This window comes from Streptococcus sp. KCJ4932 (genome assembly GCF_004352745.1).
Lineage (GTDB): Bacteria > Bacillota > Bacilli > Lactobacillales > Streptococcaceae > Streptococcus > Streptococcus ruminicola.
In genome coordinates, this window is sequence record NZ_SJWW01000004.1 from 64,412 (window position 1) to 90,857 (window position 26,446).

23 protein-coding genes and 1 pseudogene are annotated in these 26,446 nt (G+C 37.7%); 16 read left to right on the forward strand and 8 right to left on the reverse strand.

Features of this window, described 5'->3' with window-relative positions:
• Positions 1-75: 75 nt before the first annotated feature.
• On the forward strand, positions 76-906 hold the full coding sequence (locus E0E02_RS02760) for a class C sortase (RefSeq protein ID WP_133017783.1): 831 nt from the start codon (positions 76-78) through the stop codon (positions 904-906).
• A gap of 23 nt (positions 907-929) precedes the next feature.
• On the opposite strand, the pseudogene E0E02_RS02765 reads toward E0E02_RS02760, so the two are convergent.
• From E0E02_RS02765 to rpmF, 5 genes and pseudogenes are all read right to left on the reverse strand, one after another.
• Positions 930-1,055 (reverse strand): annotated as a pseudogene (locus E0E02_RS02765) (trehalose operon repressor); the annotation flags it as partial.
• Entirely contained in the window at positions 1,052-1,378 is a 327-nt protein-coding gene (locus E0E02_RS02770) for a hypothetical protein (protein WP_133017784.1), read from the reverse strand. The gene E0E02_RS02770 and the pseudogene E0E02_RS02765, both read right to left, overlap by 4 nt.
• Before the next feature lie 97 nt (positions 1,379-1,475).
• Complete coding sequence (locus E0E02_RS02775) at positions 1,476-2,012, reverse strand: 2'-5' RNA ligase family protein (RefSeq protein WP_133017785.1); 537 nt, start codon at positions 2,010-2,012, stop codon at positions 1,476-1,478.
• A gap of 100 nt (positions 2,013-2,112) precedes the next feature.
• On the reverse strand, positions 2,113-2,262 hold the full coding sequence (rpmG, locus tag E0E02_RS02780) for a 50S ribosomal protein L33 (protein ID WP_002262412.1): 150 nt from the start codon (positions 2,260-2,262) through the stop codon (positions 2,113-2,115).
• 16 nt (positions 2,263-2,278) lie between these two features.
• The gene (gene rpmF / locus E0E02_RS02785) at positions 2,279-2,455 is read right to left on the reverse strand and encodes a 50S ribosomal protein L32 (protein ID WP_003066947.1); all 177 of its coding nucleotides are present in this window, start codon (positions 2,453-2,455) and stop codon (positions 2,279-2,281) included.
• 288 nt (positions 2,456-2,743) lie between these two features.
• On the opposite strand from rpmF, the gene hisS reads away from it, so the two are divergent.
• The 5 genes from hisS (at position 2,744) to E0E02_RS02810 (ending at position 9,297) form a co-directional block, all read left to right on the forward strand.
• Positions 2,744-4,021, forward strand: coding sequence for a histidine--tRNA ligase (gene hisS, locus E0E02_RS02790; protein ID WP_039696129.1), 1,278 nt, complete (start codon positions 2,744-2,746; stop codon positions 4,019-4,021).
• Positions 4,022-4,176: 155 nt separating this feature from the next.
• Entirely contained in the window at positions 4,177-5,925 is a 1,749-nt protein-coding gene (gene aspS, locus E0E02_RS02795) for an aspartate--tRNA ligase (protein ID WP_039696130.1), read from the forward strand.
• On the forward strand, positions 5,925-6,863 hold the full coding sequence (locus tag E0E02_RS02800) for a YitT family protein (protein ID WP_133017786.1): 939 nt from the start codon (positions 5,925-5,927) through the stop codon (positions 6,861-6,863). Before aspS ends, E0E02_RS02800 begins: the two co-directional genes overlap by 1 nt.
• A 44-nt stretch (positions 6,864-6,907) precedes the next feature.
• Complete coding sequence (locus E0E02_RS02805) at positions 6,908-7,774, forward strand: YitT family protein (protein ID WP_039696132.1); 867 nt, start codon at positions 6,908-6,910, stop codon at positions 7,772-7,774.
• Positions 7,775-7,878: 104 nt separating this feature from the next.
• Positions 7,879-9,297 carry a prolyl oligopeptidase family serine peptidase gene (locus tag E0E02_RS02810; protein WP_133017787.1) on the forward strand — a complete coding sequence of 473 codons (1,419 nt, stop codon included), beginning with the start codon at positions 7,879-7,881 and terminating at the stop codon, positions 9,295-9,297.
• 76 nt (positions 9,298-9,373) lie between these two features.
• Here E0E02_RS02810 and E0E02_RS02815 read toward each other — a convergent pair whose 3' ends face one another.
• From E0E02_RS02815 to argS, 3 genes are all read right to left on the reverse strand, one after another.
• On the reverse strand, positions 9,374-12,568 hold the full coding sequence (locus E0E02_RS02815; protein ID WP_133017788.1) for a hypothetical protein: 3,195 nt from the start codon (positions 12,566-12,568) through the stop codon (positions 9,374-9,376).
• A gap of 383 nt (positions 12,569-12,951) precedes the next feature.
• Positions 12,952-13,245, reverse strand: coding sequence for a bacteriocin immunity protein (locus E0E02_RS02820; RefSeq protein ID WP_133017789.1), 294 nt, complete (start codon positions 13,243-13,245; stop codon positions 12,952-12,954).
• A 117-nt stretch (positions 13,246-13,362) separates the two neighbouring features.
• Complete coding sequence (argS, locus tag E0E02_RS02825) at positions 13,363-15,054, reverse strand: arginine--tRNA ligase (RefSeq protein ID WP_133017790.1); 1,692 nt, start codon at positions 15,052-15,054, stop codon at positions 13,363-13,365.
• 189 nt (positions 15,055-15,243) lie between these two features.
• On the opposite strand from argS, the gene argR reads away from it, so the two are divergent.
• From argR to spx, 10 genes are all read left to right on the forward strand, one after another.
• Positions 15,244-15,681: an arginine repressor gene (argR, locus tag E0E02_RS02830; protein ID WP_133017791.1), complete on the forward strand. Its 438-nt coding sequence runs from the start codon at positions 15,244-15,246 to the stop codon at positions 15,679-15,681.
• Entirely contained in the window at positions 15,678-16,031 is a 354-nt protein-coding gene (locus E0E02_RS02835) for a YlbF family regulator (RefSeq protein ID WP_039696136.1), read from the forward strand. Before argR ends, E0E02_RS02835 begins: the two co-directional genes overlap by 4 nt.
• Positions 16,018-18,585, forward strand: a complete 2,568-nt coding sequence (mutS, locus tag E0E02_RS02840) for a DNA mismatch repair protein MutS (protein WP_133017792.1) — start codon at positions 16,018-16,020, stop codon at positions 18,583-18,585. Before E0E02_RS02835 ends, mutS begins: the two co-directional genes overlap by 14 nt.
• Positions 18,586-18,704: 119 nt before the next feature.
• Positions 18,705-20,645 (forward strand): DNA mismatch repair endonuclease MutL, encoded by a 1,941-nt coding sequence (gene mutL, locus E0E02_RS02845; protein WP_133017793.1) that lies wholly within the window; start codon positions 18,705-18,707, stop codon positions 20,643-20,645.
• Positions 20,646-21,239, forward strand: a complete 594-nt coding sequence (gene ruvA / locus E0E02_RS02850) for a Holliday junction branch migration protein RuvA (protein ID WP_074561016.1) — start codon at positions 20,646-20,648, stop codon at positions 21,237-21,239.
• Positions 21,240-21,268: 29 nt separating this feature from the next.
• Complete coding sequence (locus tag E0E02_RS02855; protein ID WP_165937131.1) at positions 21,269-21,826, forward strand: DNA-3-methyladenine glycosylase I; 558 nt, start codon at positions 21,269-21,271, stop codon at positions 21,824-21,826.
• A gap of 122 nt (positions 21,827-21,948) precedes the next feature.
• Entirely contained in the window at positions 21,949-23,151 is a 1,203-nt protein-coding gene (locus E0E02_RS02860) for an MFS transporter (RefSeq protein WP_133017795.1), read from the forward strand.
• 113 nt (positions 23,152-23,264) lie between these two features.
• Positions 23,265-24,524 carry a competence/damage-inducible protein A gene (locus E0E02_RS02865; protein WP_074564629.1) on the forward strand — a complete coding sequence of 420 codons (1,260 nt, stop codon included), beginning with the start codon at positions 23,265-23,267 and terminating at the stop codon, positions 24,522-24,524.
• A gap of 46 nt (positions 24,525-24,570) precedes the next feature.
• Complete coding sequence (gene recA, locus E0E02_RS02870; RefSeq protein WP_039696214.1) at positions 24,571-25,725, forward strand: recombinase RecA; 1,155 nt, start codon at positions 24,571-24,573, stop codon at positions 25,723-25,725.
• Positions 25,726-25,922: 197 nt separating this feature from the next.
• A complete protein-coding gene (spx, locus tag E0E02_RS02875; protein WP_004233512.1) occupies positions 25,923-26,321 on the forward strand; it encodes a transcriptional regulator Spx in 399 nt (132 codons plus the stop codon).
• Positions 26,322-26,446: the final 125 nt, after the last annotated feature.

The window sequence follows — 26,446 nt, forward strand, 5'->3', positions numbered from 1 at the left end:
CAACCTTGTCAACTTGATGTTGGGAGTGATTACTTACTATCACTCCCTTTCCTATGTTTTAGAAAGAAAAATGTAATGCGATTTAGAAAATTCAAAGAGAATTTTGCTACAGCTATATTGATTAGTTTGCTACTAGTTGGTTTGTCCTTGGTTTTGTATCCGACAGTTAGTGATTATTGGAATTCATTTCATCAGTCAAAAGCAGTAGCTTCTTATTTGCAAGATGTTGAGGATATGGAAGAGAGTAAAAAGGATAGTTTGCGAGAAGAGGCGCGTGTCTATAATGAAAAACTTCCTCAAAACGTGACACCGAGTTTACAGGTAAGTGGGTACGACAAGACTCTTTACAATGAAACTTTCAAGGTATCAAAATCAGGGATTATGGCTTACATTGAGATACCAAAGTTAAATACCACACTTCCTATTTATCACGGGACAGACGAGACTGTTTTGCAAGTAGCTATTGGTCATATTCCGGGAACATCTTTTCCTATAGGAGGAAAAGGTAGTCATGCGGTGGTTTCTGGTCATAGAGGCTTGCCGTCAGCAAGATTGTTTACAGATATTGATCATTTGGTAGAAGGAGATATATTCTTAATTCAGGTTTTAGATGAAACGTTGACTTATCAAGTAGATCAAATATTGACGGTGCTTCCGCAGGAAGTGTCAGCTTTACGTGTTGATCCCGATCAAGATTATGTCACTTTAACGACATGTACGCCTTACGGGATTAATACTCATCGTTTGTTGGTTCGAGGTCATCGTGTGGCAAATCTTAAAGGAGATGTTCGCGTGGTTTCAGAAGCGAGCCAAGTAGAAACATTACTAGTTGCTCCGGTAATTGCAGTATGTATCTTTATCGTGATGTTACTAAGCGTGATGTTTTATCGGAAATGTCGACAATAAAAACTAGTTAGCTTTTTGGCTGACTAGTTTTTTTCGTTAGTTCGTGTGGCAAAATCGACAAAACGGAATTTTTCAAGTTTATGTCGGCTTTCAGTGAATTGGAATTGTTGTTTATTGGCTAGGTAGACTTTTGATTTGACAAAAATTATAATAACAAGAGGATAATTAATAAAATTGCAATGATTAAAGTGATAGATAGCACATAAATCACTTTACCAGCAAGGCTATGAGGGTTAATAGAGACACCAAGTGTTCTTAAGCGCGTGATGTCATCTGTGTTGGAAAATTTTTCACACTCATACCGATAGGCAGAGGCAAGAAGTCCAAGAAGGGTAAGACAGAAGCCGCATAAGATGATTTTTAGACCAAAAGTCGATAACGATTTGCCAAATACCGCAGCAACCATAAAGAAAAAAATAGACAACACTAAAAAAATGAGAACAGGTCCTCTTTTATCCTGACTAGTTTTCATAAAACCTCCCCAAATAAACTTTTTCCTCATTATAACACTAATTAGTTTAGACAATAAAAATTATCTCCCTCAAGCTCTTACTTGGGGGAGATTGTTTTTATGAGAATGTTTTTTGAAAAATATCTTGAACTTGATTGTCAGGTGTAATAGAAATTAGTTTTATTCCCATTATCTTTCCTTCAGAAAGTGATAAGTGCTTCAGACAATAATGATAAGTCTTAGCCATCTTATCTTCAGCAATTCGGTTAGCAATTGTAAGATGTGGAACCCAGTTATTTGGTGAGTAAAGTGAGTCCTTGCTGAGATAATCACTTAATTGCTGATGGATGTCAAAATGAAGTTTACTCATCTGCGGAGTTTTTATAGGGCTAAGAAAAATGATATTGGCATTAATAAAAGAACCAATAGATGTAAACGAAATATTAATTGGCTTATCAGGAAGTGTTAAAGTTTCTAGTCCTTTTATGATATCGTCTTTGGTGGTGCCTTCGTCAAATGATGCTAAGGTAATATGTGGCTCTCTATCTGTTACTTCGTAAGCATATTGAGATAATTGGGCATCACTTAGCTCTTTCCAAAACTCTTTAATAGTCGCTTGTAGGTTATCATCCAACGTCATAATAAGTGCGAACATATCTCCACATCCCTTTAAGTATTTTAGGTAATATTATATCATCTTTTGAAGGACAATAAAAAACACTTTAGCAAAATGCTAAAGTGTTTTCTGTATTCAATTATTTTACTTCAGTAAAGATTACGTGTTTACGCAATTTTGGTGAGTATTTTTTCAATTGAAGACGGTCTGGAGTGTTACGTTTGTTTTTTGAAGTAAGGTACAAGCGTTCACCAGATTCTTTGTGTTCAAGTGTAATATTTACGCGCATGGTATCTCCCTTCTAATTATTTAGCTGCTTTAGCGATTTTACGTCCTTTGTAGTATCCTTTAAGTGATACACGGTGAGAACGTGAGTAATCTCCAGTAGTTTCGTCAAATTTAACTGATGGAGCAGTCAATTTGTAGTGTGTACGACGTTTGTTTTTCTTCGCTTTTGAAGTGTGACGTGCAGGTACTGCCATGTTTTATTTCCTCCGATAATATTTTTAATTTGTTCTTGATTTTGAATCAACTTTAACATAATAACATATCTTTTTTGTAAAGTAAAGTTACTTGACAAAAAAATTGAAAAAGTTGGCAATTTAACGTTTTCAGGCAAGTTGGGCTTTAATAAAATACGAAAAATAAATAGTCCCTTCTTCTTTAGCTGCCCTTTTTATGATAAAATAAAGAGTGATTGAATAGCTACAATAGTAGAAAGGAATTAATGGGCTGAATTTGCAAAAATTTGGTGCCGGTATATCTTATTTATGAAATTACAAAAACCTAAAGGAACACAAGATATTTTACCTAGCGAAAGCGCTAAATGGCAATATGTCGAAGCTGTTGCACGTGAAACCTTCAAAAAATACAACTACAGTGAAATTCGTACACCAATGTTCGAACATTACGAAGTTATCAGTCGTTCAGTCGGTGATACAACTGATATCGTAACAAAAGAAATGTATGATTTCCATGATAAAGGTGACCGCCATATCACTTTGCGTCCAGAAGGAACAGCGCCAGTGGTTCGTTCTTTTGTGGAAAATAAATTATTTGCACCAGAAGTTCAAAAACCAGTTAAAATGTACTACATTGGCTCAATGTTCCGTTACGAACGTCCACAAGCTGGTCGTTTACGTGAATTCCACCAAGTCGGTGTTGAGTGCTTTGGTTCAGCAAATCCAGCTACAGACGTTGAGACAATCGCTATGGCTTACCAATTGTTCCAAACATTGGGGATTAAAGATGTGACACTTCACTTGAACACTCTAGGAAGTGCTGCTAGCCGTGCTGCTTACCGTCAAGCTTTGATTGATTATTTGACACCAATGCGTGACAAATTGTCAGCAGATAGCCAACGTCGTTTGGATGAAAACCCACTTCGTGTTCTTGACTCAAAAGAAAAAGAAGATAAAGTAGCTGTTGAAAATGCACCATCAATCCTTGATTACCTTGATGAAGAAAGTCAAGCTCACTTTGATGCCGTGCGTGAAATGCTTGAAACACTTAACATCCCATATGTAATTGATACTAATATGGTTCGTGGACTTGACTACTACAACCACACTATCTTTGAATTCATCACAACTGTTGATAAATCTGAGTTGACAATCTGTGCAGGTGGTCGCTACGATAGCCTTGTTGAATACTTTGACGGACCAGAAACACCTGGATTTGGTTTTGGACTTGGTCTTGAACGTTTGCTTCTTATCTTGGACAAACAAGGTATTGAATTGCCAGTTGAAAAAGAAATGGACGCCTACATCGCTGTCTTGGGACAAGGTGCTAACATTAAAGCTTTGGAATTGGTACAAGCTATCCGTAACCAAGGCTTCTCAGCTGAACGTGATTACCTTGGACGCAAGATTAAAGCACAATTCAAATCAGCTGACGCTTTCAATGCTAAAACAGTCATCACATTAGGTGAAAGCGAAATTGAAGCAGGTCAAGTCACTGTTAAAAATAATAAAACACGTGAAGAAGTTTCAGTCAGCTTTGCAGATATCGAAACAAACTTTGCAGAAATCCTTGCTAAATTAAGCTAAGAAAGCAATCTTTGCAAAAAGTTATGAGCTCTTTGTTAATGAAAAGGCTTAATGAGAAAAGAATTTGAAAAACTCCCCCACATGGGTGGGGTTTTTCTTTGCTTTTTGCTATAATAGATGGGAATGAATAAATTTAAAACGGAGAATCATATCAAATGAAACGTACAATGTATGCTGGTCGTGTTCGCAGCGAACATATTGGCCAAGAAATTACTCTAAAAGGTTGGGTCGGACGTCGTCGTGACCTCGGTGGACTTATTTTCATCGATCTTCGTGACCGCGAAGGTATCATGCAATTAGTCATCAACCCAGAGAAAGTTTCAAGTGATGTTATGGCAACTGCAGAAAGCCTTCGTAACGAATTCGTTATCGAAGTAACTGGTGTCGTTGCACAACGTGAACAAGAAAACACTAACTTGCCAACTGGTGCTGTTGAATTGAAAGTATCAGCATTGACAGTTTTGAACACCGCTAAAACAACACCATTTGAAATCAAAGATGATGTGGAAGTTAGCGATGATAACCGTCTTCGTTACCGTTACTTGGATCTTCGTCGTCCAAAAATGCTTAACAACTTCAAATTGCGTGCCAAAGTAACTCACTCAATCCGTAACTACTTGGATGGTTTAGAGTTTATCGATGTTGAAACACCAATGTTGACAAAATCAACTCCAGAAGGTGCGCGTGACTACTTGGTACCAAGTCGTGTGAACCAAGGTCATTTCTATGCTTTGCCACAAAGTCCACAAATTACAAAACAATTGTTGATGAACGCTGGTTTTGACCGCTACTATCAAATTGTTAAATGTTTCCGTGACGAAGACTTGCGTGGTGACCGTCAACCTGAATTTACACAGGTCGATATGGAAACTTCATTCTTGTCAGACAAAGATATCCAAGATATCACTGAAGGAATGATTGCTAAAGTCATGAAAGACACTAAAGGAATCGACGTTACATTGCCATTCCCACGTATGTCTTATGACGATGCAATGAACAACTACGGTTCAGATAAACCTGATACACGTTTTGAAATGCTTTTACAAGACTTGACAGACCTTGTCAAGGATGTTGACTTCAAAGTCTTCTCACAAGCTCCAGTCGTAAAAGCAATCGTTGTTAAAGGAAATGCGGATAAATACTCACGTAAAAGCATTGATAAATTAACAGAATTCGCAAAACAATTTGGTGCCAAAGGTCTTGCTTGGGTTAAATTTACTGATGGTTCTCTTAACGGACCTGTTGCCAAATTCTTGACAAGTATTGAAGATAAGTTGACAGCAAGTTTACAACTTGAAGACAATGATTTGGTACTTTTCGTTGCTGATACACTTGAAGTAGCTAACAACACACTTGGTGCACTTCGTACACGTATCGCTAAAGAACTTGATATGGTTGACAACTCTAAATTCAACTTCCTTTGGGTTGTTGATTGGCCAATGTTTGAGTGGTCTGAAGAAGAAGGACGTTACATGTCTGCTCACCACCCATTCACATTGCCGACTGAAGAATCAGCTCACGAATTAGAAGGTGACCTTGCTAAAGTTCGTGCCGTTGCATACGATATCGTTCTTAACGGTTATGAACTCGGTGGTGGTAGCCTACGTATCAACCAACGTGAATTGCAAGAACGTATGTTCAAAGCTCTTGGCTTTACAGCTGAAGAAGCAGCTGACCAATTTGGTTTCTTGCTAGAAGCTATGAATTACGGATTCCCACCACACGGTGGACTTGCTATCGGTCTTGACCGTTTCGTTATGCTTCTTGCTGGTGAAGACAACATTCGTGAAGTTATTGCCTTCCCTAAAAATAACAAAGCAACTGACCCAATGACACAAGCACCTAGCCTTGTTTCAGACAAACAATTAGAAGAATTGGCTTTAGCAACTAAAACTAATAACTAATGATTAAAAAAGCATCTTTAAAAAAGAAAACAAAGTATATCGTTAGCCGTTGGGCTAAGAAATATGGCCTTTTAAAAACGATGCAAAGCATTTCAAGAGAGAAGTACGCGGAAAAAATTTCCGCTTCTCTTTTTTATGGTTTGCTTTCAGCTATCGCGGTAAACTTCTTCTTCCAACCAGGACATGTCTATTCAAGTGGCGCAACTGGTTTGGCACAGGTTTTGTCAGCGATTAGCGAGCGTTTGATTGGTTTTAGATTACCGATTTCTATCGTTTTTTATGCCATTAATTTGCCGCTATTAATCTTGGCTTGGTATAAAATTGGTCATAAATTTACCGTTTTTACTCTGATTACAGTTTCTATGAGTTCATTCTTCATCCAAATTGTTCCAGAGATTACGCTAACAACTGATCCACTTGTCAATGCTATTTTTGGTGGTTTGGTTATGGGTACTGGGGTTGGATTTAGTTTGAAATCACGTATTTCTAGTGGTGGTACTGACATTGTCAGCTTGACCATTCGTAAAAAAACGGGACGTGATATCGGAAGTATTTCCCTTATGGTAAATGGCGTCATCATGATTTTTGCGGGCATCCTATTTGGTTGGCAGTATGCCCTTTACTCAATGGTGACTATTTTCGTCTCAAGTCGTGTGACGAATGCGATTTTCACAAAACAAAAGAAAATGCAGGCAATGATTGTAACCAGCTGCCCAGAAAAAGTTATCGCTATGATTCACACTAAACTTCATCGTGGAGTGACACAGATAAATAATGCTGAGGGAACTTACAATCATGAAAAGAAAGCAGTTCTGCTAGCTATTATTACTCGTGAAGAGTACAATGATTTCAGATATTTAATGAGGAAAACAGATCCTAAGGCCTTTGTTTCGGTTGCTGAAAATGTTCATATTATTGGACGTTTTGTTGATGACTAACCTTTTGATTAATTTCCTATAATTAGTTTTAGGAGGAGTGTAATATGGCTCAAAAGCTTAGACAAGTACGAAGCCTATTGTTGATTGCTCTTGGTGTAGCAATGTATACCTTTGGTTTTGTTAAATTTAATATGGCAAACGCTCTTGCTGAAGGTGGCGTTGCAGGGGTAACCTTGATTATCCATGCGCTTTATAAAATTGACCCAGCTTATACTTCTCTCATTTTAAATATTCCTTTGTTTATCATGGGAGCTCGAGTTTTGGGGCGAAAATCATTAGCTTTGACCATTTATGGGACAGTTTTACTTTCCTTCTTTATCTGGTTTTGGCAACAAGTACCAGTGAAAATTGTGTTACAAAATGACATGATGTTGGTTGCTGTTGTTGCTGGTTTATTTGCAGGTGCAGGTAGTGGATTGGTTTTCCGATACGGTGCAACGACAGGTGGTACAGATATCATTGGACGCGTGATTGAAGAAAAATTTGGCTTTAAATTAGGTCAAACGCTTCTATTTGTGGATGCTCTTGTATTGACAGCGTCACTTGTTTACATTGATTTACAACACATGCTTTACACTTTGGTAGCAAGTTTTGTGTACAGCCAAGTGCTAACAATTGTGCAAAATGGTGGTTATACAGTACGCGGTATGATTATCATTACCCAAAAATCGCAAGAAGCTGCGGATGCTATTTTGAATGGTATTAACCGTGGTGTCACTTACCTAAATGGACAAGGGGCTTACTCAGGAAATGAAAAAAATATCTTGTACGTTGTTTTGAATCCAGGTGAAGTTCGTGATGTCAAAGCTATCATGGCTGATTTGGACCCAGATGCTTTTATTTCCATTATAGATGTTGACGAAGTTGTTTCTTCTGACTTTAAAATCAGACGAAAGAACTACGATAAATAGTCAAAAAGACGAGGTGATTTCACCCGTCTTTTTTTTGATTGACATAAGTGCGGAAAATTCATAAACTAAAGGAAAACGATTACAATGTATAGGAGTGATTTGAGATGGCAAAAAGAATTAATGTCACAATTGCCAAAGTTTCCATGATTATTAAAGGTTATGAATGTGGACCAGGTGTTCCAAAACTTTTGGTACAGTTAACGCATAAAGTGTCAGGAGTTGTTGCTGATAAGCTCCTAGTCAGGACTGCAGGTAAAGAACGTCAGATTAGTAGAGTGTACTTGTCAGATGATAAGGGACAAGAAGTCAGCAGTGCCAGTGAGTATCTAGTTATCCAAATGCCAGTGACTTTTGATAGTCAAAAAAATGCTGCTGTAGCTTGTCCATTTTATTACAATCTAGAAACCTTGCACAACACTTGGGTGGAAGATTATCCAGTTACTATAAATGGATTAGAGGTAATTTGTGACGGTGAAGTGGCTGAACTATCTGGAACTTATGATATTATTCATAACCGTTTATCACCTGATACTGATGTCTTTAATAAGCGTGGCTTTTATTCTGGCACTTACATCAATCCATTGACGAAGGAAAATGAAAAACTCACCCTTCACTATGTGGCTTACGAACCTAAACCCTTAAAATCGGGAGAGAGTTTTCCTTTACTTATCTGGCTTCATGGTCAAGGTGAAGGCGGGGTAGACACGGACATTACCCTTCTTGGAAATGAAGTAGTAGCTCTTGCAAGACCTGAGATTCAATCACATTTTTCAACAAATGATCAAAAAGGAGTTTATGTTTTAGCGGTTCAATCGCCAACATATTGGATGGATGAGGGCGATGGGACCAATGGTGCTGGCGCTGGTGATTCGCGTTACACAGAGATTCTGATGGATACCATCAAAAATTATGTTGCGAGCACGCCAGCTGTAGATACCAAGCGTATTTACCTAGCAGGTTGTTCAAATGGCGGCTACATGACGATTAATCTTGCCATTTCAAATCCTGGTTACTTTGCGGCTCTAGTCCCTCAAGCGGCAGCCTATTCTTATTATGAATATGAGCGAAATGCTGACGGTTCATACACTATTTCACCGTCTTCTACTAGCTTCATTCGTAAAGATGTCCCTTATTTTGATGAGGAAAAAATGCTAGCGCTAAAAAAGATACCGATGTGGTTTATTCACGCAACCAATGACACGATTGTCAATCCAAAGGATTATTCATTGCCTATTTATAAGAATTTGCTAGATAGTGGAGCTGAGAACAAGTGGTTTTCATACTTTGAAAGTGTCGAGGGAACAGACATGCAAGGTGTCTCTTACCTTGGGCATTTATCTTGGATTTATTTCTTTAAAGACCAAGTGTCAGGGGTGCAGGATGTCTCTGCTATCAAAAGTGCGAAAGATTTTTCAGGCTTTTCTCCAAGCAATAAAGGAAAAGGCGGCACAAGCACAGCTAAAGTCTCAGGGAAAACCTATCACAATATCTTTGATTGGTTAAATGACCAGAAGAAAGCATAAAAAAAGACCGTTAAAACGGTCTTTTTGAATTTAGTAGAAATATGTTATTTGTTGATGTATTGTAATTAGATATTATTTAATTTTTACGGTAAGCTTTGATACCAAATAATGATAGCAATAAGGTAATACCTGATAAGCTTAAAAGAGTTGATAAAGTATTAGTTTCACCAGTTGATGGTAGACTAGATTTATCATCATTTTGCTTATTATCAAGTGATTGAGTAGCTAAGCTATCTTTTTTGATAGAAGTTGGAGCGACATAACTTGAATTACCATAAGAAATAGATGATGTTTTTTCAATAGGTTTAACAGTTTTCTTGATAGTTTTAATTTGACCCTCAGCAACTACTGGAGTGGTATTAACGTTTCGAGAAGTGCCCTCTGTTTGACTGTTAGGGATGTCAGCACCACGGCTAGGAGTGTCAGTACCACGGTTAGGGGTGTCAGTACCACGGTTAGGGGTGTCTGGGGTTGTTGGTGCTGGAGTTGTAATTGGGCGATAGAAACGAATTGCAATACTGGCTGGGAGATAAGTTCCGTCATCAATATTAACATATCCACCTTTTACAGTAGGGTCTTCTTCATATCCTTCAGGTGCAGTATAATCTTCATAAGGATTTTGTTTAATAAAGCCGGGGTCTTCAAGGTAACCTCGAATTTGGTCTGGAGTGACTTTTGTTGAATCAAAACAGTCAGTTGCTTTGACTTCAAAAGCTGGAGTATCTACAATTTTGTTTAATACTGGTTGGGTTTGACCTCGGCTAGGAGCTGGAGTATCTTGCCCTTGACTAGGCGCTGGAGTATCTTGCCCTTGACTAGGCGCTGGAGTATCTTGCCCTTGGCTAGGAGCTGGAGTGTCTTGCCCTTGGCTAGGCGCTGGAGTGTCTTGCCCTTGGCTAGGAGCTGGAGTGTCTTGCCCTTGGCTAGGAGCTGGAGTATCTTGCCCTTTGGTTGGGTCAACAGTTGGAACGTCTTCACTAGGAGTTTCAGAACCTTTGGTTGGGTCTACTTCTGGGACATCTTTACTAGGAGTATCTTGACCTTTAGTAGGGTCAACAGCTGGAACGTCTTCACTTGGAGTGTCTGAACCTTTAGTAGGGTCAACAGTTGGAACGTCTTCGCTTGGTGTATTATGTTTTTGATTTTCTTCTTGCGCTTTAACTAATGTATCATACAAATTTTTATCTGTATTATATTTATTTAAAGCTGTTTGGTAAGCTTGTTGATATTGTTCCAATTTCTTTTTTTCAGACTCAAGCTTTTTATTAGCATTATTATAATTAATAAGAGCAATATGATATTCTTGTTCTACTGATTCAGTATAAGCCAAAGATTCTTTGCTATTGTTAAGCAATTCTTCATTGTATTTGACTCTAGAATGAGCGGTTGCTAGCTTATCAAGACATTTTGTCGCATTTTCAATAGCTTTTTGGTATTCTTGAATAGCTGTATCTCTTTTCTCTTTTATTTCTGTATAATCTTGAGAACTTTGATTCTTAGTTAATTCTTGGATTTTATAATCAAGTCTCTCATAAGCACGATTTAAGACAGAAAGATAAAAAATCTCTAAACTATGAGCTTCCTCAACATCAGCTACAGGTCCAAAACTTTGATAGGCTTCTTCTGCTTCACTAAATTTTTTATTCAACTCTTCACATTCTTTATTAAGAATAGCAAGGTCAGATTTAGCACGGAAAACTGCTGAAGAAGCATTAACATCATCATCGTAAGCTTTTTGAACAGCTTTAGCTGTATCTTCGTCACGAGCAGAAGCAACTTTACGATAATTATCCATATATTGAACATTATCGTCAGCAGAATCTAGAGGATTATCATCACTCCAACCAAAGACAATATTAAGTTGAGAGATAGGATTTCCGCCATTTTCAAAGAAGGCGTAATAAGCACCTAAATTATAACCATTATAGGCAAGAGTTTCAGCGTGACGAAGGTAACCATAAGCGTTAGGAGAGAAGAAGATTTCCATAAGAGTGTTAAACAAATCTTCTTTAATTTCCGCCATAGAAGCAGTTTTTTTCTTCAAGCTAGTAGGGACTTGGAAGGCATTACTTACACCAACACCGTAAGAGACTCCATTATATTCAACATCATATCCAACAGTAGGGTGATTAGTAGAATTTAGATAAACTGCATTAGTAGAATTATGAGCTTCATTGTCTTTAGCAATAAGTTCAGCTTCTTTAATTTCAGCAGTATTAACATCTACACGAGAATTTCCTAGTTGAGAACGAACATCATTAACAATTTGTCCAATAAATTCATTAATTTCTTTAATTTGTTCATCTGTAGGATTTTGAATGTCTACAATATTATTAAAGTCTTCTTCTGAAGCATTTACATTTTTATCATAATGAGGAGTTCGTCCATTTAGAGTAGAGTTAAAATTAATAACTCCAGTATGTTCTTTATTATTACGAACATCATATTCTTCTGGAAGCTCTACACGAGGATTTTTAGTTTGACTAAGTTTGTAATATTCTTCCGCTGTTTTTTTAGCTTGTTCATCACGAACTTTTTCTAGTTCTTTGACTTCTTTTTCTTTATTAAATGCTTGATGTGCTTTTTCGTCCTGATTTTTCTTAGCTTGATTATAATCAGCTTCCAACTCAGCTATAGATTTAGGTCTATCTTCTCCATATTTATCATATGCAGCTTCAACTTTGCGAGATTTTTGTGAAACTTTATCATATTCAGCTTGAGCTTTATTTACATCTTCTAGTTCTGGTTTAAGAGCCTCTTTAATTTCCTCATTCGCTTGAATACTATCTTGATAATGTTTAGTATATTCATCTACTTCCGCTTTTTTCTTGTACACCTCTTGTTTAGCGTTATCATAATTTTGTTGAGCTTGATTTGCTTCATCAAGAGCTTGATTATATTCTTCTTGGTATCGATTGGTTTGTTCTTCTAACGAAGGCTTTATCTGCTTGCTTGTATTTGTATATTTGTCTGACTTTTGGTAGTAATCAGTAGAAACTTGATTATATTCGGTTTGGGTTTGGTCTACTACTTGTTGTTGATTCTGAACATCTTGTTGCGCTTTATCGACTTCTTGTTTATCTTGTTCTACTTGGTTTTTCATTGAATCCAGACTATCTTGTCCAGTTGCAGATTCTTGTGAGCCAGTTACTTCATCAGCGTGAACTGTTGTAGATTGGTTGGGGCAAACTACTGTCGGTAGGGCAAAAGCAGTTAAAATAGCTGCAGAGGCTAGTGAAACTCTTTTGAGGTTCTTAGCGTTTTTTTTCATAAAACTTATTAACCTTTCATTATATTAGATTTGGTTGTGACAGTTGTATTATATTCTTAATGAACATAGCTGTCAATAGTTATTATTTAAAAAAAGAGTATAATTCTGACAATTTAAAAAAAGACTAATTATCTGATACTTTTAATATAAAAAAGTATCACAAAAAACGCTATAAAATATTGTCAATTAAGGGATTTTGTCGTATTTCTCGATAGATAAGAAGTGGGGGCTTTAGAGGAGAAGTATTAAAAAATTAGGATTTGAATTGTCAATTCTCACCCTTTAAAAGATACTATTATTATAAAAAAATGGCACATCGATAATAATTACCACCTTATGATTTATGGCAAAAAAAATAAACTTCTAATGAAGTTTAGCTTTTTCTATGGATGAAAGAGGCTGCCTAGCATAATAGCAGTAGCGGCATGACCTTTATATTTTTCAGGGCTGTCGGCAATTTCTTTGTAGAGTGCTGTAATTTCAGGTGATGTCTTGAGTTTATGCGTTAGCAAATACGTAGAAATGGCATGAGCCAATTTGGTACGTGCTAGTTGATCGTGTTCGTTTTTTTCCAAATCTTTAGCAAGTGCAAAGATGTCTGCTTTTAGAGGTTCGCTATCAGGTAAGCTAGCATAAGCTTTACTGAGCAATTCCATGAGATGATTTTCCCTTGTCATAATAAAAATCTCCTTTATGATTATGGCAATAGTTTATTATTTTAGCTCAAAAAGGTCAAGAAAAAAGAGAGTGGACAGATTCCAGCTCTCTTTGGTTTTATATATTGTTAGAAATGATTACATTTCGTTTGGTGCTTCGACGCCAAGAAGACGAAGTGCTTCTTTAAGAACTGTAGCAGTTGCGTAGCTGAGGGCTAGACGGCTGTCACGTTCTGGGCTTTCGTCAAGGATACGTGTGTGCGCGTAGTATTTGTTGAAGCTTTGTGCAAGGCTGATAGCGAATTTTGCAATGATTGATGGCTCAAAATTGTCAGCTGCACGTTTGATAATGCGTGGGAAGTCTTGGATAAGTTTGATAATTTCCCAGCTTTCAGCATCATCAAGGCTGTAAACGTCGTTTACAGATGGTGTAAACTCAGCTTTACGAAGGATTGATTGGATACGAGCGTGAGCGTATTGCACGTAAGGTCCAGTTTCACCTTCAAATGATACCATAGCGTCAAGGTCGAAGTCGTAACCGTTCAAGCGGTCTGTTTTCAAATCGTAGAATTTGATAGCGCCGACACCGACAGCATGAGCAACAGCTTCTTTATCAGCAAGGTTAGGGTTTTTAGCGTTGATTTGATCTTCAGCGCGTTTAACAGCTTCAGCGATTGTTGGTTCAAGAAGGATAACGTTACCTTTACGAGTTGAAAGTTTTTTACCTTCTTTAGTAACAAGACCAAATGGTACGTGAGTGATGTCTTCATTCCATTCAAAGTCCATTTCGTTAAGAACGGCTTTCAATTGTTTGAAGTGAGCTGATTGTTCGTTACCAACAACGTAGATAGCTTTGGCAAAGTCATAAGTACGTTTGCGGTAAAGAGCGGCAGCCAAGTCACGTGTGATGTAAAGTGTTGCACCATCAGATTTTTTAATCAATGCTGGGTGTTCGATACCGTATTTTTCAAGGTTAACAACTTGAGCACCTTGAGATTCTTCAAGAAGACCTTTTTCAGTCAAGATATCGACAACTTCATCCATTTTATCGTTGTAGAAAGCTTCACCGTTAAAGCTATCAAATGAAACACCAAGTTCATTGTAAAGGCGGTTGAATTCTACAAGACTTTCGTCACGGAACCATTGCCATAGTGAGATAGCTTCTTCGTCGCCTGCTTCCAATTTACGGAACCATTCACGAGCTTCTTCATCAAGTTCTGGTTTAGTTTCAGCTTCAGCGTTGATACGAACGTAAAGTTTCAAGAGTTCGTCGATTGGATGAGCTTTAACAGCTTCTTCGTCACCCCATTTTTTGTAGGCAACAATCAACATACCGAACTGTTTACCCCAGTCACCAAGGTGATTGATTTTAACAGCTTTATAACCGAGTTTTTCAAAAATGTTAGCCAAGCTATCACCGATAACAGTTGAACGAAGGTGTCCAATTGAGAATGGTTTAGCGATGTTTGGACTAGACATATCGATAGCAATATTGCGGCCGTGTCCTTCATCCTGGCTAGCGTAGTCGCTTCCGTTTGCGATAACTTGTCCTAGGACATCAGCAGAAATGCTTTTTTTGTCAAGGAAGAAGTTGATGTATGGTCCAACAGCTTCGATTTTTTCAAAACCAGCTGTGTCCATTTTTTCAGCAATATCTGCTGCAATCATTTGTGGTGCTTTACGAAGGATTCGAGCCAATGAGAATGCTGGAAAGGCAAGGTCCCCCATATCAGAATTTTTTGGCACTTCAAGCAGATTAACAATTTGTTCTTGGTCTAATTCTGGAACAATAGTGTGAATGCGTTCTGCAATTGTACGTTTAGTATCCATGATTTTCTCCTAAATTAGTTAGTCATATTATTTTAACATAAAAATAAGAAATAAACGAGGCAAGTGACAAGAAAACGTTTGAAGGAGTAAAAATTAAGACTTTATAAGGAAGATAGCCCAAGGAAAGGTGAAAAAATTCCATTTTTTTGGTATAATTTTAAGGATAAATATACACAAAGGGAAAGTTAAATGAATAAAATAGAACGTCAAAATCGAATCAAACGTTTGATTCAATCAGGCCATATCGGCACACAAGAGGAAATCAAGCGACATTTGCAGGAAGAAGGCATTAACGTCACTCAAGCGACCTTGTCACGTGACCTTCGTGAGATTGGGCTCTTAAAATTGCGTGATGCTTCTGGAAAACTTTATTACAGTTTGTCTGAAACGTCAGAGACAACTTTTGGAGCTAACATTCGCTCATATATTTTGAAAGTGGCTCGTGCTGGTTTCATGCTTGTGCTTCATACTAATCTTGGGGAAGCTGATGTTTTAGCCAACTTGATTGACAGCAGCGATATCGCTGAAATTTTAGGAACTGTGGCTGGCGCTGATACTTTGTTGGTCATTTGTAAAGATGAAGAAACAGCAAAATCCTTTGAAAGTGACTTGTCAACAGGCTTATGAGCAACTATGAAGAAGCCGTAGAACGATTGCTAGAAGTCATAAAAAAGCATGATAGCGTCATCGAATTTCAAAAGGCTGAAGAAAAAATAAAGGACTTTCCAGAACTAGAAGAATTGGTCAAAGACATGAAGGCTTACCAGCAGGAAGCCGTGCTTTTTCACAAGATTGATAAAGCGCACGCTGAGAAAAAAGCTGGTGAGCAAGCTGACCAGTTGCAAGAAGAACTATCAGACCTTCCAATTGTCAAAGATTATCGTGCAAAAATGCAGGATGCCAGTGACCTAGTTCAATATATTACAAATAGCTTGGAAACGAAAATTAACGAGGAGTTAAGTAATGGCAAAAGATAAAATTTCTCCAGGCATGCAACAGTATTTGGATGTCAAAAAAGACTATCCAGATGCTTTTTTACTTTTCCGCATGGGAGACTTTTACGAACTATTTTATGAGGATGCTGTTAAGGCGGCACAGATTTTAGAGATTAGTTTAACTAGTCGTAATAAAAATGCTGACAATCCTATTCCGATGGCTGGTGTTCCTTATCATTCAGCCCAACAATACATTGATGTCTTAGTTGAGATGGGGTATAAGGTTGCCATTGCTGAGCAGATGGAAGATCCGAAGCAGGCAGTGGGTGTGGTTAAGCGTGAAGTCGTTCAGGTGATTACACCAGGGACAGCGGTTGATTCTTCTAAGCCAGATAATGCTAATAATTTCTTGGTAGCCATCGATTCAGATGGTAAAACTTTTGGTTTGGCATACATGGATGTGTCAACGGGTGAGTTTTACGCGACAAGTTTGTCTGATTTTACAAGCCTAAAAAGTGAGATTTTAAACCTCAAGGCTCGTGAAATCGTGGTTGGTTACGACCTTTCTGAAGATGAGCAACACAGCTTGGTTAAACAACTCAATCTCTTATTATCGTTTGAGCAAGAGCGCTATGAAGATGTGCATTTGATTGACCCAAATTTAACAGCGTTAGAGATTTCTGCTGCTGAAAAATTACTTCAATACGTTCATACGACACAAAAACGTGAACTCAGTCACCTGCAAAAGCTGGTTCACTATGAAATCAAAGACTATCTTCAAATGTCTTATACGACAAAATCAAGTCTTGATTTGCTAGAAAATGCCCGCACAAGCAAGAAGCATGGTAGTCTTTACTGGTTGCTTGATGAAACTAAGACGGCTATGGGGATGCGTTTGTTGCGTAACTGGATTGATCGTCCATTGGTTAATCAAGAACAAATTGAAGAACGCCAAAATATTGTCCAAGTTTTCTTAGACAACTTCTTTGAACGTAGTGATTTGACGGACAGTCTAAAAGGCGTTTATGATATTGAGCGTTTGGCTAGTCGTGTGTCATTTGGAAAAGCCAATCCAAAAGATTTGCTTCAACTTGGTCACACTTTGGGACAAGTGCCAACTATTAAAGCTATCTTGGAATCTTTTGATAGTCCTTACCTTGACAAGCTTGTCAACAGCATTGACACTTTACCAGAGCTAGAGTCACTGATTAGCTCTGCTATTGACCCAGATGCTCAGGCAGTGATTACAGAAGGAAGTATTATCAAAACTGGTTTTGATGAGACTTTGGACAAATACCGTAAAGTCATGCGCGAAGGGACAAGCTGGATTGCTGAGATTGAAGCCAAAGAACGTGCAGCAAGTGGTATTACAAACCTAAAAATTGATTACAATAAAAAAGATGGTTACTATTTCCATGTAACAAATTCTAACCTTTCTTTGGTGCCAGATTACTTCTTCCGTAAAGCAACTTTGAAGAATTCAGAGCGTTTTGGTACGGCAGAATTAGCTAAAATCGAAGGCGAAATGTTAGAAGCACGTGAACAATCAGCAAGCTTAGAGTATGATATTTTCATGCGTGTTCGTGCTCAAGTTGAGCGCTACATTTCACGTTTGCAAGATTTAGCAAAAGCTATTTCTACGGTCGATGTTTTGCAAAGTTTGGCAGTGGTTGCGGAAAACAACCATTATGTTCGTCCAAGCTTTAATGATAGCCATGAAATTAAGATTGAAAAAGGTCGCCATGCGGTTGTTGAAAAAGTCATGGGTACGCAAGAATATATCCCAAATACCATCACATTTGGCAGAAATACTAATATTCAGCTGATTACTGGTCCAAATATGAGTGGTAAGTCAACTTATATGCGTCAGTTAGCTTTGACGGTTATCATGGCTCAGATGGGGTCATACGTTGCTGCTGAGAGTGTCAGTCTTCCCGTTTTTGATGCGATTTTCACACGTATCGGTGCGGCGGATGATTTGATTTCAGGTCAATCAACCTTTATGGTGGAAATGATGGAAGCCAACCAAGCCATCAAACGTGCCAGTGAAAAATCTCTGATTCTCTTTGATGAATTGGGACGCGGGACAGCGACTTACGATGGAATGGCTTTAGCACAATCTATCATTGAGTATATCCACGATCACATTGGTGCTAAGACCATGTTTGCGACTCACTATCATGAGTTGACATCTCTGTCAACTACATTGACACATCTTGTAAACGTCCATGTTGCAACTCTAGAACGTAATGGTGACGTCACTTTCCTCCATAAAATTGCAGAAGGACCTGCGGATAAATCTTATGGTATTCATGTGGCGAAAATTGCAGGTTTGCCAGAAGATTTGTTGCAACGAGCAGATAGTATTTTAACCAATCTCGAATCAGGTGCTGCGCAGCTTCATTTGACAGCAGAAACTGAAGAGAAAACTCAAGTGAAGACAGAAGCGGCAGAACCTGTTGCAGAGCAGCTTAGCTTATTTGCAGATGACTCAAGTAACCAAGAAGTGATTGAAGCACTTAAAAAAGTGGACTTGATGAATCTAACACCAATGCAAGCTATGAATGTCATTTATGAATTGAAAAACATGTTATAAAAGTAAGAGGCAATCTAAAAGCAGATTGCCTTTTTACTTTGTGTTATAATTAAAGGTAAACAATCCTGAATGAAAGGAAAAGGAATGCCGCTTCAAAACTGCATTCTATCAGATAAATTATGAGTAAAATTATTGAGTTGCCAGAGGTTTTGGCCAACCAGATTGCTGCAGGTGAAGTGATTGAACGACCGGCCAGTGTGGTTAAAGAATTGGTTGAAAATTCGATTGATGCTGGAAGTAGTCAGATTACCATCGAGATTGAAGAATCAGGTCTTAAGAAAATTCAAGTCACTGATAATGGTGAGGGAATTTCTCAAGAGGATGTGGCTTTAAGTTTGCATCGCCATGCTACAAGTAAGATTAAAAGCCAAGCTGACCTTTTTCGTATCAGAACTTTGGGATTCCGCGGTGAGGCGATTCCTTCCATTGCCTCAATTAGCCACTTTACAGTGAAAACAGCGACTGCTGATGAACACTATGGAACGCTTTTAGTGGCAAAGGGGGGCGAGATTGAGCGACAAGAACCAATTTCAACACCTGTCGGGACAAAAATTACCGTTGAAAATCTTTTTTACAACACTCCTGCTCGTCTCAAATATATGAAGAGCCTGCAATCAGAGTTGGCTCATATCGTTGATGTGGTTAATCGCTTGAGCCTAGCTCATCCAGAAATTGCCTTTACTTTGATTAATGATGGTCGTCAAATGACAACGACTTCTGGGACAGGTGATTTGCGTCAAGCCATCGCTGGTATTTACGGTTTAAATACAGCTAAGAAAATGATTGAAATCTCAAATGCTGACCTTGATTTTGAAGTCTCAGGTTATATTAGCTTACCAGAATTGACGCGTGCAAATCGCAATTACATCACCATTTTAATCAATGGTCGCTACATCAAAAACTTCTTGCTCAACCGTGCGATTTTGGATGGTTATGGATCAAAATTGATGGTTGGTCGTTTCCCAATTGCGGTCATTGACATTCAAATCGACCCTTATCTTGCTGATGTCAATGTTCACCCAACTAAACAAGAAGTCCGTATCTCAAAAGAAAAAGAGTTGATGAGCTTAATCAGCTCTGCAATTGCAGAGAGTTTGCGTGAGCAAGATTTGATTCCAGATGCTCTTGAAAATCTAGCTAAGTCAAGTACTCGAGGTTTTTCAAAACCTCAGCAAACGAGCTTGCCGTTGAAACAAACTGATCTTTACTATGATAAAGAACGTCATGATTTCTTTGTTAAATCAGATACGGTTGAAGAAGAGCCAGCGCAGTTATTTAATGAGATTGACAAAGCTGTCAAGCAAGTTGACAAGCAATCTTCAGTTAGGTATGCACAGCGTTCAGCGGCAGGTCAATCGTATGATGAGCATGATGATCTTGATTTTAAAAATAAAACGAAAATCAATCGCATGATTGAAAGTCTTGATAAGGAGGAAGTTTCTACTTTCCCTGAGTTAGAGTACTTTGGGCAAATGCACGGCACTTATCTTTTTGCGCAAGGCAATGGTGGGCTTTATATCATTGACCAGCATGCGGCGCAGGAACGTGTCAAGTATGAGTATTATCGTGACAAAATTGGCGAAGTTGATGATTCATTACAACAGTTGCTAATGCCATATCTATTTGAGTTTTCTGGGGCAGATTTCATCAAAATTCAAGAAAAAATGGAGCTTCTAAATCAAGTTGGCATTAATTTAGAACCATACGGCAATAACACTTTTATCCTTCGCGAGCATCCTATTTGGATGAAGGAAGAGGAGATTGAGACAGCTGTTTATGAAATGTGCGACATGTTGCTGTTGACCAATGAAGTTTCTGTCAAGAAATACCGTGCTGAGTTAGCGATTATGATGTCATGTAAACGATCAATCAAGGCTAACCATACCCTTGATGACTATTCAGCCCGACAACTCATTGTTCAATTATCTCAATGTAAGAACCCTTATAACTGCCCACACGGACGTCCAGTACTTGTTAATTTTACCAAGTCAGACATGGAAAAAATGTTCCGTCGTATTCAAGAAAATCACACAAGTTTAAGAGAGTTAGGAAAATACTAAATGTACGATTATATCAAAGGAAAATTAACTAAAATTACTGCGAAATACATTGTCATTGAAGCAGGGGGATTAGGCTATATTGTCAATGTTGCTAATCCTTACAGCTTTTCAGATTTGATGAATCAAGATATCCAAGTCTACCTTCATCAAGTAATTCGTGAAGATGCTCAACTTTTGTTTGGCTTTCATACTGAAGACGAAAAGGCTGTTTTTCTTAATCTGATTTCAGTTTCTGGGATTGGTCCTACAACTGCGCTAGCTATTATCGCAGTGGATGATAATGAAGGTTTGGTCAATGCCATCGACACAAGCGACATCAAATACTTGATGAAATTTCCGAAAATCGGGAAAAAAACTGCCCAACAAATGGTATTGGATTTGGCAGGAAAATTCGTCGATGTTTCTGTGGAAAATGGCAAAGCTTCTCAGACTAAAGCGGCAGCAAACGAGCAGCTTGAAGAAGCCATGGAAGCTCTTTTGGCACTTGGCTACAAAGCAGCAGAGCTTAAGAAAATTCGTAAGTTCTTTGAAGGCACAAATGAAACAGCAGAACAATACATCAAATCAAGCCTTAAGATGCTGATGAAAGGCTAAGAATCAAGGAATTTTAGGAGATGTTTCACATGAAACGTTGTAGTTGGGTAAAGGAAAGTAATCCTTTATATGTTGCTTACCACGATACGGAGTGGGGAAAACCATTGCATGATGATCAAGCATTGTTTGAACTTTTGTGCCTTGAAACTTATCAAGCTGGTCTTTCGTGGGAGACCATTCTTAATAAACGCGCCTCATTTAACCAAGCCTTCTATGATTATGATGTGGCAAAGGTAGCGCAAATGACTGATGAAGAACTTGAAATGCTTCTTCAAAATCCTGAAATCGTTCGAAATCGTCGTAAGATTTTTGCGACACGTACAAATGCTAAAGCTTTTATCAAGATTCAGAAAGAGTTTGGCTCTTTTGACAAGTATCTTTGGAGCTGGGTTGATAACACGCCAATTGTAAATGATGTTGAGAATTATGCGACCTTTCCTGTCAGCACACCTTTATCTGAAAATCTTTCTAAGGATTTAAAAAAACGTGGCTTTAAATTTGTAGGTCCTGTTTGTGTTTATTCTTTTCTTCAGGCAGCAGGTTTGGTAAATGACCATGAAGTAGATTGTGATTTTAAATCAATTTAGTCATCTGATAGTGTCAGGTGGCTTTTTTTGACACTCTTGTCAATTATCTGTAAAACATCTTGACAGTATTAGTGAAATAAGGTATTCTGTAAAGAAAATTCTGTGAAGGATTGGCGGGAGATATGGAAAGTTTAAGCATAAAAAGGAACACATTAGTTTTTTTACTATCAAATTTTCTGGTTAGTGTGGCTTATTCGCTGCCGCATTCTATTTTGACAGTAATTTTATTAGCCAAAGGTTTAAGCTTATCACAAATTCTAATCATTCAGTCAGCTTATAGTATTGCTATCGTCTTATTTGAATTTCCAAGTGGACTATTAGCAGATAATTATTCCAGAAAAAATCTTTACAGCCTGTCAAAGCTATTTTTAATCATCATGTTTTTGATTGTGCTATTTAGCAATCAGTTTTACTTGATTTTTGCGGCTTGGTTTTGTTACGGGATTGCCGCAGCTTTAGATAGTGGAACGCTTGATGCTTACATTATTAATCAGCTTAAATTAGCACACCGTGAAGTAGAACTTCGAAAATTTCTGGCCTTAAGTAATCGTCTAGAAATCGTTGGACTCTTACTAGGAAGTAGTCTAGGTGGGATTCTTTATCACTTTATCGGGATTAACATTTATGTCTTAGGAACAGTTTTTCTTGTGGTTTCAACCCTTATCAGTTTTTTCTTTTTTAAGGAAACAACAAAGTCAGACTCACTACAAGCTAGTCATGTAATGGTTTTGAAAAAGCAAATTACTGATAGTTTTAAAGAACTTCGCAAGCAGCCACGTTTGAGTTTAATTCTGATTTTTGATTTTCTAACTCAGATTTTCTTTCAGACACATTTTCAGCTTTGGCAATCATTTTTCTTAAGCAAGGGGATTGATAGTCAGTATTTTCCGTTCTTTTATATTATTTTTCAAGTCATCACGCTTTTTTCATATTCTATCAACATTGATGGTGTTAAAAAGTATGCTGGTGTGCTTAAGTTCAGTCCGTTGATTGTTTTTCTACCGTTGACATTCTTTTTAGGGAAGATTGAGGTTTTCTTGACAGCTTATTTCATATTTGTTTTTGTCTTTTATGTGATTGAATTTATTTTAAATTATCAATTTAACAAAATGGTTTCTGTTGAGAATATTTCTTCTTTGATTTCATTTAAGTCAACAGTAAGTCGTATAGGAAGTGTTTTACTACTATGCATATTAAGTTTTATGGTGAAGCAAATGTCTGTTTCAGCAGTCATGGCAATCAACTTTATGCTATCTTTGGTTTTGCTTGCAGTCTTGTCTGTGATAATTATGAAAAAAACTGTCGTTGACAGTGATGTAAAGTAAATTTACAATAATTTTACACTTGTTTACGTGAAGCTTATTGCAAAAAAACGTTAATTTTCAGCAATTTTTGATAGAATAAAACTAAATTACGAATAGATAAGTAGGTGGCAATTATGAAAGCTGAGATTATCGCTGTAGGAACAGAGATTTTAACAGGACAAATCACAAATACCAATGCGCAATTTTTATCTGAAGAATTTGCCAAGTTAGGGATTGATGTCTTTTTCCAAACGGCAGTTGGGGACAATGAAGAGCGTCTTTTGTCTATCATTGATTTGGCAAGTAAGCGTAGCGATTTAGTTGTTCTCTGTGGTGGTTTAGGACCAACTGAGGATGATTTGACAAAGCAAACCTTAGCAAAATATTTAGGGCGTAACCTGGTCTTTGACGAACAGGCAAGTAAACGTCTAGATGAGTTCTTTGCGACACGTCCTCAATTTACAAGAACAGCTAACAATGAACGCCAAGCTCAACTGATTGAAGGTTCAACTCCTTTGCAAAATAGCACTGGTTTGGCTGTAGGTGGAGTGATTGAAGTTGACGGCGTCACTTATGTTGTTCTTCCTGGACCACCAAGTGAGCTTAAGCCCATGGTCTGGGATTATTTAGTGCCTTTGTTATCTAGTGACCATAAGCAACTTTATTCACGTGTTTTGCGTTTCTTTGGCATTGGAGAAAGCCAACTGGTAACTGTTTTATCAGATTTGATTGACAACCAAACCGATCCAACCATTGCGCCATATGCTAAGACAGGTGAAGTAACGCTGCGTTTGTCAACGAAAGCAGACGACATTGAATCAGCTAAGGAAAAACTAGACCAGCTAGAGCAAAAAATTCTTTCTAAGAAGACTTTAAATAGCATTCCGCTTGAGAATTTGCTTTATGGTTACGGTGATGATAATAGTATGGCGCGTGTTGTTTTTGATTTGCTTAAGAAAAAACACAAGACTATCACAGCTGCAGAAAGTTTAACAGCAGGGCTATTTCAATCAAGTATTGCAGACTTCTCAGGCTCTTCATCAGTCTTTAATGGTGGTTTTGTGACTTATAGCATTGAAGAAAAATCAAAAATGCTTCAGATTCCATTAGAAGAGTTGCAAGAACACGGGGTTGTTAGTCACTTTACAGCTGAGAAAATGGCTGAGCAATCTCGCAAGTTAACAGATGCTGATTTTGGGATTGGATTGACAGGAGTTGCAGGACCAGATAGCTTAGAAGGTCACCCAGCGGGAACAGTTTTCATTGGTATTGCTACTAGAGAAAAAGTTCATTCTATTCGTGTTCTCATAGGTGGACGAAGCCGTTCAGATGTGCGTCATATTGCATGTTTGTATGCATTTAACTTAGTACGTCAAGCTTTATTACAAGATTAAATTCTGCTATAATAGAGCTAGTTTGAACAAACAGAAAGGGAAAAATTTGGCTAAAAAGACAAAGAAAACAGAAGCTATCACGAAGAAATTCGGTGATGAGCGTAAAAAAGCACTTGATGATGCTTTGAAATTAATTGAAAAAGATTTTGGTAAGGGAGCTGTTATGCGCCTTGGCGAACGCGCTGAACAAAAAGTTCAAGTGATGAGTTCAGGTAGTTTGGCTCTTGATATCGCTCTTGGTGCAGGTGGTTACCCTAAAGGACGTATCATTGAAATCTATGGTCCTGAAAGTTCAGGTAAAACAACTGTTGCCCTTCATGCTGTAGCACAAGCTCAAAAAGAAGGCGGTATCGCAGCCTTTATCGATGCTGAACATGCCCTTGACCCAGCTTATGCAGCAGCCCTTGGTGTTAATATTGATGAACTTCTTTTGTCACAACCTGATTCAGGAGAACAAGGTCTTGAAATCGCTGGAAAATTGATTGATTCAGGTGCGGTTGATCTTGTTGTTGTCGACTCTGTTGCAGCTCTTGTTCCACGTGCCGAAATCGATGGTGATATTGGTGATAACCACGTTGGTTTGCAAGCTCGTATGATGAGTCAAGCTATGCGTAAACTATCAGCTTCTATCAATAAAACAAAAACAATTGCCATCTTTATCAACCAATTGCGTGAAAAAGTTGGTGTTATGTTTGGTAACCCAGAAACTACACCTGGTGGACGTGCCCTTAAATTCTACTCTTCAGTTCGTCTAGATGTGCGAGGAAATACACAAATCAAAGGTACTGGTGATCAAAAAGATAGCAACATTGGTAAAGAAACTAAAATCAAAGTTGTTAAAAACAAAGTTGCTCCACCATTTAAAACTGCTGAAGTGGAAATCATGTATGGTGAAGGAATTTCACGCACTGGTGAATTGATTAAAATCGCTAGTGATTTGGATATCATTAAAAAAGCTGGTGCTTGGTTCTCTTACAACGGTGAGAAGATTGGTCAAGGTTCTGAAAATGCTAAGAAATATTTGGCAGATCACCCAGAAATCTTTGACGAAATCGACCACAAAGTTCGTGTTCATTATGGACTTGTTGAAGAAACTGAAGATGAAAAAGCAGCAAAACTTTCTGAAGAATCAGCAGCAACTACTGAAAATGTAGATGAAGTTGTTCTTGATTTGGATGATGCGATTGAAATTGAAGAATAATTTTGAAAGCACTTTAAAGCTTGAAACGATGCGTTTCAGGCTTTTTTTGTTATTTGTGGCTCAAAAGTCGTTAATTTTTGCAAAAAAAATAAATCTTTTTAATTGACTTTTCGAAAAAATAGGTCTTAGGTCCCATGTGCTCCATTATGTATGTGTGCTATAATACAACTATCATGGGATAGAAAGTGAGAGTGCACATGATTAAAATTTACACAATTTCAAGTTGTACAAGCTGTAAGAAAGCCAAAACATGGCTCAACGCTCATCAGCTCCCTTATAAAGAACAGAATTTAGGAAAAGAACCACTATCACGAGAAGAAATCTTAGCGATATTAACAAAAACAGAAAACGGTATTGAAAGTATTGTTTCATCTAAAAACCGTTATGCAAAAGCACTTGACTGCGATATTGAGGAATTAAGTTTAAGTGAGGTTATCGACCTTATCCAAGCTAATCCACGTATCCTAAAAAGCCCAATTTTGATTGACGATAAACGTCTTCAAGTTGGTTATAAAGAGGATGATATCCGTGCTTTCTTGCCACGCTCAATTCGTAATGTGGAAAATGCCGAAGCTCGTCTTCGCGCAGCTTTGTAATATACTATATAGTAGAAAAGATGCCTTCTGGTGTCTTTTTTTAACTCTTAATTAGTATGAAATAAATCTTAAAAAAGTGTAAAAATGAAAAAGTTTACATCCTCTCTATGTCAGCTTTTCTGACC